This is a genomic window from Paenibacillus sp. FW507-14B1B (genome assembly GCF_058781425.1).
Map to the genome: position 1 here is coordinate 1 of NZ_JBYSWS010000013.1, position 11,185 is coordinate 11,185.

The 11,185-nt window shown below is 44.4% G+C and carries 6 protein-coding genes and 1 pseudogene; 6 read left to right on the plus strand and 1 reads right to left on the minus strand.

What is annotated here, in order from left to right:
- From AC3WJJ_RS25495 to AC3WJJ_RS25510, 4 genes are all read left to right on the plus strand, one after another.
- Positions 1 to 4,137 (plus strand): RHS repeat-associated core domain-containing protein (locus tag AC3WJJ_RS25495; RefSeq protein WP_492544924.1); only part of this gene is annotated, 4,137 nt, incomplete at its 5' end.
- Positions 4,138 to 4,178: 41 nt separating this feature from the next.
- Positions 4,179 to 4,757, plus strand: coding sequence for a hypothetical protein (locus tag AC3WJJ_RS25500; protein WP_492544926.1), 579 nt, complete (start codon positions 4,179 to 4,181; stop codon positions 4,755 to 4,757).
- Between the two features lie 852 nt (positions 4,758 to 5,609).
- The gene (locus tag AC3WJJ_RS25505; protein ID WP_492544928.1) at positions 5,610 to 6,050 is read left to right on the plus strand and encodes a hypothetical protein; all 441 of its coding nucleotides are present in this window, start codon (positions 5,610 to 5,612) and stop codon (positions 6,048 to 6,050) included.
- A complete protein-coding gene (locus AC3WJJ_RS25510) occupies positions 6,032 to 6,772 on the plus strand; it encodes a P-loop NTPase family protein (RefSeq protein ID WP_492544930.1) in 741 nt (246 codons plus the stop codon). The genes AC3WJJ_RS25505 and AC3WJJ_RS25510 overlap by 19 nt, the downstream gene beginning before the upstream one ends.
- Before the next feature lie 439 nt (positions 6,773 to 7,211).
- Here AC3WJJ_RS25510 and AC3WJJ_RS25515 read toward each other — a convergent pair.
- Positions 7,212 to 7,325, minus strand: a pseudogene (locus AC3WJJ_RS25515) (IS3 family transposase); the annotation flags it as partial.
- Between the two features lie 531 nt (positions 7,326 to 7,856).
- Here AC3WJJ_RS25515 and AC3WJJ_RS25520 point away from each other — a divergent pair.
- Together AC3WJJ_RS25520 and AC3WJJ_RS25525 are read left to right on the plus strand one after the other, a co-directional pair.
- On the plus strand, positions 7,857 to 9,104 hold the full coding sequence (locus tag AC3WJJ_RS25520; protein WP_492544932.1) for an S-layer homology domain-containing protein: 1,248 nt from the start codon (positions 7,857 to 7,859) through the stop codon (positions 9,102 to 9,104).
- 18 nt (positions 9,105 to 9,122) lie between these two features.
- On the plus strand, positions 9,123 to 11,185 hold a 2,063-nt coding region (locus tag AC3WJJ_RS25525), incomplete at its 3' end, for a DUF5704 domain-containing protein (protein ID WP_492544934.1).

Here is an 11,185-nt window from a genome sequence, read left to right on the forward strand (position 1 = left end):
CCGGGGAAGAAGCCAGGGGAATCCAATATAGATGACACCGTCTCTGAAGTGAATCCACGTGCGAACAAGACGGATAAGACCGTGGCAGATGGGGATTCAGCAGGGGCAGCGCACAAAAACGACGGTCTAGACGCAAGTACTGCCGCTCAAATGGCAGCTGCGACATCGACAGCAGCTGCGGCAGGGGCTCTAGCATCCAAGCTGGCCAAGAGTGGAAACAAGGCGGCAGAGGGTACAGCGAAAGCGGCGGATGCTAGTAAAGCCTCCAAGCTGGAGGATGCCGTACCACCAAGCAAGCAAGGCTCCACGCCCTCTACCGAAGCCGTTAAAAAGCAGGACGTATCCAAATCGAGATCGGAGAGCTGCGCCGAAGATCCTATTCATACCGCAACGGGCTATCAGTTTATCCACCATACCGCGATTACATTAAACGGAGCGGCAGCATGGCCGGTGAAGATCATGTATAACTCCGGCCTGCTTCAGCCAGGACAGCTTGGCCCGGCCTGGTCCCATCAATACGAGCTTCGGCTGGAGCTTGAAGCGCAGCAGGAGATCGTAGAGATCTGCTGGACCGCTGGACGCAAGAACCGCTTCGAACGTGTAGCCGAAGGAGTGTACCGTACCCGTGACGTGGATGTCTGCTTCGATGAACTGTACATTGAAGAAGAAGAGTGGGTGCTGAAGACCCGTGCACCTCGCGAGATTTACCGCTTTAACGAGAGCGGAGTACTGTTAAGTCATACGAACGCAGACGGATTGCCTCTAGATCTCAGCTACGAGGAAGAAGGTCAACTGCACAGCTTGACCGATCGAGTGACCGGACGAGCACTGCACTTTACATACACAGCAGATGGCAAGGTTGAAAGCATACAGGATGGGAACTGCAATGACGACAGAATCGTTTCTTTTGCTTACGATGAGAATGGGTTCTTCCATCAGTTCACCGATGCCAATGGATATAAAACCGAGATGACGCATGACTCTGCAGGACGAATTGTCACCCTTGCCGAAGATGGCGTCATGCAATTCGAGAATGCGTTCGATGACAAGGCTCGAATTATTCGACAGACCGATCCATCCGGGGTTCCGGCCTATTTGCACTATGATGAAGAGAGTCGCCCGGGATATATCGTAACGACTCTCACCAATCGTCTCGGGGGTCAGCAAGTTCTTGTACATAATGAAGACCTGCGGCTTATCGAAATTCAGGCTCAGGACGGCGGCGTAACCCGTTTTACGTATAATGAGAGAGGTCAAGAAGCGTCTGTAACGAATCCGCTCGGCGAAACCGTTCGCTATCGGTACGATGAAGAAGGGCACTTGATCGAGGAGATCGATCCCTTAGGGAATAGCACAAAGTATACCTATACTGTCGATCATCGGGTTGAAAGTGAAACCGATGCGGCAGGTAACAGGGTAAAATACCTGTATGATGAACAGCATCGCCTAACCGAAATCCAGCGTCCAGACGGAAGTCATGCCCAGTGGCAGTACAATGAAGCAGGACAGATTAAAGTCTACCGTGATTACGAAGGAGCAGCCTGGCAGTATGTATATGATGAAGGCGGACAGCTGAATGGATTGATTGATCCTGAGAATCGTCAAACCACGGTTACCTTGGACCCTATCGGCCGAGTGAGCGGCTTAACCGATGCATTAGGCGGAACCGTAAACCGGATTTATGATGGGAACGACAACCTCATTCAGATGATGGATGCAATAGATCGGACCTGGAAGACGCAGTATGATGCTGGAGATCGTCCGATCGAGAGAATCCTTCCATCCGGAGCCACCACGATATATCGCTATAACGCGAATGGGATGGTTGAACAAGTGACGGATGCGTTAGGCAACAGCACCACCTATACGTACGATGCAGAAAATCGCCTGATCAAAGAGCGCAATGCGCTGGGTGAAGAGACGTATCTGAGTTATGATCCAGTCGGCCGCTTAACGCTTGTGACCGATCCGCTGGGGCGAACCACGCACTACAAGTATGATAGAGCCGGAAGATTGTTATCCGTCACCGATGGCGAAGGCCGAATTGTTAGTGAGCTAACCTATGATGAAGCTGGCCGGCCGATTTCCTTGAAAGACGGGCTCGGCAATATAACCAAACGGCGCTTCAACGCCTTGCATCAAGTGGAAGAGGAAGTGGATGCGGAAGGATTATCCCAGCGCTACCGGTATGATTCCCTTTACCGCTTAGTAGAGGTTATTCAAGCCGAAACGGTTAACGGGACGGAAAGAGATCTGGCAGCGTACCATCAAGAATTTGATGGAGAGCATCGCCAGACGGTATATATCGATGCGAACCAGAACCGGACAGAACTCAAATACGACCGCAGTGGAAAGCTGATCCGAGAGATCAACGCTGCCGGTGGAGAGCTTCAATATGCCTATGATGAACGGGGCTGGCTGCGCCAGAAGATCAACCGGAGAGGACAAGCTACGGAGTATCGCTACGATGCAAGCGGACGATTAATCGAGTCGATTGACGAAGCTGGCATGATCCAATTGAATTACACGCCAGATGGTCAGATGACAAGTATTACCGAAGGCGAAGCACAGACCCAGTATCGCTACAACGAACTCGGCTACCTGATCTCCAGCGTAGATACCTTCGGGAATAAGCTGCAATATGCCTATGACGAAGTCGGCCGTTTGACCACCCTAACGTATCCGGATGGGCAGCAGGTAGAATACCGTTATAATGCCGCTGGAGAACTGGCGGAGGTCAAGGACTGGAAAGGCCGCTTGACCCGCTACCGTTATGATGCAAGCGGCAAGCTCATTGAGTCGAAGCGTCCAAACGGAAGCCGAGAAGAACGAAGCTATGATGCAGCGGGCAGACTGGAGCGCCTTACAGACAATGATAGGCATGGCATTCGCCTGCAGCAGTATAATTATCTGTACAACAAGAGCGGTCTGCTAATCCAGGAAGAAGAAAAGCAGTACACCTACGATGGCTTGCGTCGCTTAACGAACGGCTCCTGGCCAAGACGAAGAATCCAGTATGCATATGACCTGGCAGGGAATATTACGGAGATTGCAGATAACAAGGTGCATACCGCCGCTGAATCCTTGCACTATACCTCAGACAACCGTATCCAGCGGCTTGGAGATTTCCCAGTTGAAATGGATGCCGACGGCAACCTGCTGTACATGACAGACGGCGAGAGTATGTCCGCCTACGAATACGATGCAAGAAACCGTCTGATCCAGACTGGAAAGCACCGCTACCGGTATAATGCTCAAGGCCACCGTATTGAGCAGCTCATCCGGGGGAAGAGCACCCGTTATGTCCTTGACGAGTCTCAAGATCTCAGCCGCCTTCTGATGGAGATCGACCACACCGGAGAAGTGAAAGCGCGCTATGTATATGGTCTGGGACTAATTGGCCGAGAAGATGCCAGTGGTCAATACCTCAGCTACCACAGCGATATGCGGGGCAGCACGACCTTACTGTCTGATGAACACGGTAAAGTCACCGACCGCTACACGTATGGAATATATGGAGAGCTCGAGAACCATGAGGGACCAACACACCAACCGTTCTGCTACAACGGTCGTGATGGTGTCATGACCGATAGCAATGGCTTGTATTACATGCGAGCACGCTATTACGATCCGAAGATTAAGCGATTTATTAACCGAGATGTGATACGTGGAGATGTGCTAGACGGGCAAACGTTTAATCGCTATGCTTATGTCAACGGAGACCCGGTAAGCTTTATTGATCCGTTGGGGTTGTTTAAGTGTCCTAATGGGGGAGATAAGAATACTGAGGGGACGGGGAATGCTGTTTCTTCAAAAACTATAATGTCATTTGAAGAAGCACTCGAAACTCTCAATAAATCTAATCTAAGACCAGGACAAACTGTAATCTCAAGAAGTCGAGTAATGGAGATAGTTGAAAATTACGACCCGGTAAAAGCAAATAGTAGTGTTTATAGCAATGGTGCAACCTCATTTGTTATTGAAGGACACCACACGACAGTTGCAAATACAATGCTTGGACGAGGTGGTAGCTTTAATATGAATACTCCCACAACACAGCTACCTTCAGCGACAAATGTATACTGGACCAAACGATGGTATGAAATTTGGAAGAAGCCAATTAAAGTATTAGACTAATTAAAACGAATGTAAATGAGTTTTGAAAGAAGTGATATATTATGAAGAAAAATAATATCTATGGTGAAATATTATATATAGGGCTTGTAGCAGAAAAAGGTCGGGTCTTTAGTGAAATGTGGAAATTTAATTATAGAAAAACATTAAAGATGCATATTGTTATGTGGCAAAGGATACTCATGAGAATGAGTGACCCTGCATACACCAAAGAGGATGAGCAATTACTAAGAGACTTTATTGAATTATGTAAAAAAAGAAAGGATATAGGAAAATATTATATCACTTTAATTAAATCATTTTCTGAAATTGAAAAAAAAATAAATACTCGTATTGAAAACGTCCATAATACAAAAGAGGAGAAAGTGATCATTAACTTCATGAATGATTTAGTCATGGAATTAACAGAATTATTGAAGCCCACACTAATAGTGGATAGAAAAAAAATACATCTAGTGATAAGAGTTCTTCATAATCTTCCGAGATTTTTCTTGCAAAATCCACAAACGTACATTTATGGATTAAAAAATGTCGCTTCAAATTTTCATGATGTGATTGAATATTCAACTGGAAATATGAATCAAGAGATGAAAAATCGTTATATTAAATACAAAATTACTTAATTGGCAAACGGTAGATGGATCTCAGTATTGTATAGGGATCATCCTTTTAAGATCCACTGGTATCTATAGTGACTAGAATCGGGAGGGGAATCCTCTAACAGAACGTCAAATATGCTGACATAATGGTTTTAATTGGTAATCCAATTACCACCTTCTTTATTCCAAGTTTAAGATTACAACTCAGGGTACGGGTGAAGTTACAGCTAACGGCAATAAAGTTATGTGGGGTAGTTGGAGTTACTACCAAAAAGTAACTGCAAGCGGTCAAGAATATGCTCAGGATGCAACCTAGTGGTAAACGTTACTCTGGAGATTCTTAAATCGTTCAAGCAGGTGGGGCAGGGAAAACAAATGATAATGGCAGAAGTGATTCACCTTATTATGTAGAGGATGTCATCCAAAACACTAAACCAGTACTCCAAGAGAATGGGAATTTATCCTATACGTCAGGATCTCTCAAGGTAATAACAAATCCTCAGGGTGCAGTTGTAACAATAATAACAACAAGGTAGGTGAGCCAATATGGGGTCTGAATCCCAAAAGCTAATACAGCTATGTGAGATGTTTCTCCGTCAAGAATATGATTTGGAGGACTTTCAAAGTAGGTTTGAGACTGTGGTTTTTCCCATTGGATTTGAAGCAGAGAAACTCAATATCCTCAATGAATTGGAAGAAATCAGGTTCGCGAAGTTAGAATTAAATCATTACCACTACGGAGCAGAAGTAGCACGAAAATTATAGACAAACTGAATAAGTAATTCATCCGACCTTGATTGGCTTCGTGCCTTTCAAGGTTTTTCTTTGGGAAGTGGGTGACGGCGGTTTATTAATCGAGATGTGATACGTGGAGACGTGCTGGACGGGCAGACCTTTAATCGCTATGCTTATGTCAACGGAGATCCGGTTAGCTTTATTGATCCGTTGGGGTTGTTTAAGTGTCCTGAGGGAACGGCGAAAGATAAAGTATATTACCATGTAACAACTAAAGAAATCGCTCAACAAATTATTGAGTCTAAAACCTTAGGAAGACCAGGTAACAAATGGGAATCTAGAGTTTTTGTTTGGACTGAACAACCAACCCGGTCACAAGCAAAAGCAGCGGGGATCGGAAATCGCGCACAAACGGTTTTGGAATTTAAGACAAATGCTTCTTTTGAAGCAGATATAGGTATAGTGAATCCGAAAATTAAATATATCACGGTACAAACGACGGATTCACAAAGAGTTCCAATTGAAATTTATGATATTAAAGAGATTGGATTTAATAAAGGGTGGTGGAAGTTCTGGAAGTAAATCAAATTGAGGTTTGCATTGAAAGTGCGTTCTATTATCCCAAAATGAAAAATTACGGTGAAATGATTGATAACCTTAAGGACTTTGATTATGTATTTACTAAGGGCAAGTCCTATGGAATTATCGGGCAGTGTGGTGAAGGTGGTTGGGGACTATCTTATAATTTAGTTGGTAAAGAACAATGCATCTCAGGGGAAATTAAAATTGATGGAAAATTAGTTACGTTAGCTGAGTTACAGAACATTGGCTGGTACGTTGGAGAAGGATTAAATAAGGGGGGGCTCTTTCTTAAAAGTAAGAGAGTTATTGAACAATTATATGAAGCGATAAAACAGAATCCTAATGAAGAGAGACACAATATTGAGGAAATAATAAAAACATTCAATTTATCTCAGGATCGATTAAATCTTAAATATGAGCAATTGAGTTGGGAGAAATGGAGGGTTTCTGCTGCGATTGGTTATGCCTACGGGAAAAAGGTATTTTGCTTCCCTTGGATGAGTACGGGGTTGATCAACGATTTGGTATTAAATTCTGGAATACACATTTGTATCGAAATTTTGAAAAATACTGGAGCCATTATTATACTCCCTACACAAATAGCAGAAAGTATAGACTATTTTATTGATGAAATCGTATATCTTCGTAACTCCAGACATGTGCCTTCTCTGAGAGCAAAAGAGATTGTAGAGCAATATAAGCAGAGTAAATCTATAAAATAAGATGTTTATAAAGTATGTATGTGCTTTATAATTCATTACTTAGGGAAGTTGTTTACTCTAGTGATTAGGTAGTTTTTATCTTGTATTAGTTTCGGCGAACCATGAATGGCTTAATGCCTTTCAAGGTTCTTTTTTTCTGTGGCTAGCCAGTGTTGAATGAACCCTTCATACAAGAAATACACATAGAGTGTAACCCGTGTAATGCACGTGAAAAGACTATATGCCTTTAATGAACGGGGCTGGCTTCGCCCAAAAATGTGCGTAGTTAGAAACACTCTTTTCTTACTTTAACAACACCGGTGGAGTCGATTTCTCAGTCAGGAGCAGCCTATGAAAAGCTTATGGAATTAATTCATAGTTACTGCCAGAAACAAAGGGCTGATTGAGCGAGAAGATGCCAGCGGCCAATACCTCAGTTACCACAGCGATATGCGAGGAAAATGGAGGCATTATCAGCGGGCGTGCCCTTACGGGACATGCTCATGGTAATGCCTTTTCCTTTTACAGCTTCCTAGTACGCCAGAGACGTGTACACACTTCCTTGATCGCTGTGATCCTTGTGTTCGCTCACATACTTGGCTTTCCAGCGGTAGTACGTAGCACGAGGAATTCCTAACCACGCATATGCTTCTTGTTGCCAATGCAAAAACACCTTCAAGAGAATGCGTCCATATCTTACGACATGGACGCATTCTCTTGAAGGTGTTTTTGATCCCTGTCTCACAAACGAGGGTCAGTCCCAATATGTTTCAAGGTTCTTTTTTGTGTGGATCTCCAGTATCGAGAGAACCCATCACTCAATTAATACATAATAGATGACATAGAAAATGTCGAAATCCTCCTATATATTTACCATAAAAAACACTTTTTTTGAAAAGACCAATACTATTTACCTACCTCATCCAAGGATTTAATGGTAATATATTGATAATGTTGGGAAAAAAGTTTTATTTTTCTGCTGAGAATAGGAAAGGAGGCCTTACATCAGGTTAGATCATCATAACTAGGAGTTAAGCGATTTAATGCAGTAACAAGGTATAAACAAACGATATAGTTAATATCTACTAACGGGAGTGAATTACATATGAAGCTTGTCATAAAGAGCGCACTGGCTGGAGCGGTAGCCTTTGGAGGGATATTTGGATTCTGTGGTGCAGGATCTGTATCTGCCGCAAGTACATTTAAGGACGTCCCTGCGAGCCATTGGGCGAAACAGGCAATTGATGCTGCCGTAAGCAAAGGGTATTTCAAAGGATACGCAGACGGAACTTTTCGTCCCAGTGACAAGGTTACACGAGCGGAGTTCGCTACCCTGATGGCGCGAGTGTCAAACAATAAGTTGGCAGATGGGCAGGGTTCTTTTCCAGATGTTCATGGTCACTGGGCTGAATCCGGGATAAAAAAAGCAGTAGGGATGGGGTTTATCTCTACCAAGGATTATCCAAAAGGCTTTAAGCCGGGGACTCTATTAACCCGAAGAGAGATGGCACAGTGGATGGCATCAGGCTTGGCAGCTAAGCATGAAGACTTCCGGCAGGCCTTGTCGGATACGAAGGATACGCTCCTTCCGATCGTGGAGTATCATAAGGGCGGATTGAATAAATCCGATTATCCGTATGTAGCGGTGGCTCTCGGAACGGGTCTGATGACTGGATATTCTGATGGAAATTTTGCTCCTAACAACCAGACAACGAGGGCGGAAGTTGCTGTGATTCTTGCTCGATATGAGAAGGTTCAGAACAACAATCCAGGCGTATACCAAGATCTGAAAGAGATGCGAGAGGTGGGTTTAACCGGAACGAATCTATTGTCTGCTACTCCGTACAGGTACAACCTATCATACGACGATAAATTGGAGAGCTTTGACCGAATTGCCAATAAACCTTACACTATGCTTTACAATCGGGGAACCATGACGATTCATCGAATCATTGCGGTGGATGCCATATCTGCTACCAAGCAAAGAAACCTCTATGGACAGATGTTTATGGACAAGGATTTCGATTTACCGGTACAAAAAGATTTTTATAATTTTTTCTTTGAAGTTACGGTCGTTCCACATGATCACGAATCACTAAAAAATACTAACTTTAGTACCTCAACGCTATATAACTTTACCAAGGGCATGAGTTTTTCAAGCGGAACTTTAGATAAGTATGGAATTACCGCATTACCAAGGTATGATTTCATCAAACGAGGATTCTTCAAGAAGGATGTGCCGAGGAGGTTCTGGATGCAGGATTATGTACCTCGGGAATTTTTGGAGGAATATTATGAGCAAATGGGAAAAGGCGATACATCCGTGAGTTTTTCTATTCCTAGACCTGATTAAAGCCGGGGGGGTCAAGGGATGAAAAAGTACTATATCACTTTTTTAGTGTTCTTCATGGTTAATATATCGACCCTTATGTTTATAGCAGGGACTTCCTACGGGGCTGGACAGGAAGTGGGAGTTGTAAGCCCTGACCCAGAAGACATAGCACCTTTGAAGCCTGCGGAGTTTGTTCCAGATGCAGTGAACGGTCCAACCGCTTATCAAAAGAAAATAAAAAAGGTTGCAGGACAAAAGTTATCCGAGCCAGGTGTTTATTGGTATCAGTTGGATAACGGAAAATGGAAGGCGGATACAAGTTATGCTCCAGGAGGTAGCATTACAGTTCCTAATGCAGGTACGGATGCTAATCCTTGGCCGACTGTCAGTGAGGTTCGAGAGAAAATTGTAATGAAGGATAATCCCGTTTATGAGCCAAATAAATGGAAGGATAACAATAATAAGGACGTTGAACCTGGTAAGGTTACCAATGAGATTATAGCTCAGGTAAAAACGATTGCCGGTCGACAAGGTTCTCAATCCGATATTACCAAGCTTGAGATTACAGATTCCAAATCCTCTGTCGTCATTTCGTCTTTAACAGGAAAAGGTTATGAACACTTTATGTATGAGGACATTGGTAAAAGAGGTAATGGGGTCGGCGGTTACCTTCCTTGGAATAAATACAAAGTGGGTTATTATACACCCATCGATATTTACTGGCGTGGCGAAGTCATAGAACAAAAAAGAATAGAGCTGGAAGGGGTAACCACCCTTAGGAAAGATGGGGAGGCTTATATACAAGCGATTATTTCTACAATGGCCCCCGGCTCAAGCAGCTATGGAAGTCCTGAGGATGTGACTACAGATGAGAAGACAAAATGGAGTACAGATAAAGAATCGGTAGTATCCGTGGACGAAAACGGAAAGGTCAAGGGAGTAAGTAAAGGGTCTGCTAGAATAACCGCTGTTTGGGAGGAGAAAGACGGTTACAAACTGACCGCCTCTATCCGAATTTCGGTTGAAGAAGAGGAAATCGATTCTCCCACTGCTTCCTGTACAGTACCAGCTCCAGGAGCGACCATAGACGGCAGCTACATGGACCCGGTAGTCACAGCCAGGATTATGGCAGATGATGTGTTTGATGTACTGCAAGGAATTCCGACATCAGAAAGCCTGTATGGAAGGATTTTGACGAGGGAGTACCTTGCGCAACATTCATTTGTCAATATGACGGGAGTCTGTACGTTTGAGGTTAATGTTAAAAAAATGTGGACTTTAAGCTGGGTAGAGCAAAAGCCTGGCCCGCCCACACCGGACGGACAATCGACTACAATATCTGTGCCGCGGCAGGTGACTGAGCCTGCAACAAGCCGTTATATCGTAGAGCGTCCCTATTCTTATTGGGTCATTGATAATCTGGAAGTGTACGAGATTGATCAGGGGGTTTTAGAGAACTACGCGCTGCCTAACGGTGAAATTACCATTTATCCTCAAGGGTATCAGCCGCCTGATTATTCAGCTGAGGCGTCGGGTGATTATTACCCTCCAACTCCAGCTGACCCTATTATGGCTCCATCAGGATCTTACGGGGGGAGCCAGTTTACGAGCAAGCCCTCCCCACCAGAGGAGAATCTGCAAAGTGTGGCGGAGGATGGTGTAGATCCAGTCGAAGTAACCAATGATGCGCTAGAGTTCAACGGGTCTACCATTATAGATTCCAGTCGCAGACCTGAAACTGGGCCAACGCCTGGCAGGATTCCAGCACCGGGACATATTAACGAAAGTGTATTATACAAGCCTGGAAATATAATTAGCCTTGATAAGCTCAACCGGGCGAACACGACCAGCAAGGGAACTATTTTCTACAGCCTGATGCCTGGGAACATTAACGGTGGCAGTGATCAACAATTCCCGATCTTCGGAATCAACACCGTCACGGTCCATACTCCAGTCGTCAACTATTCCTCTGTTACAGATGACTGGCCACACAACCAGAAGACTGATCCAAATTACGATCGTGCAGCCTTTATTCTAGAACGGCCATTCACGGTTCGAATCCCAACGAACGGCCAGCACACCAATTATCCGGGCTACGGAGA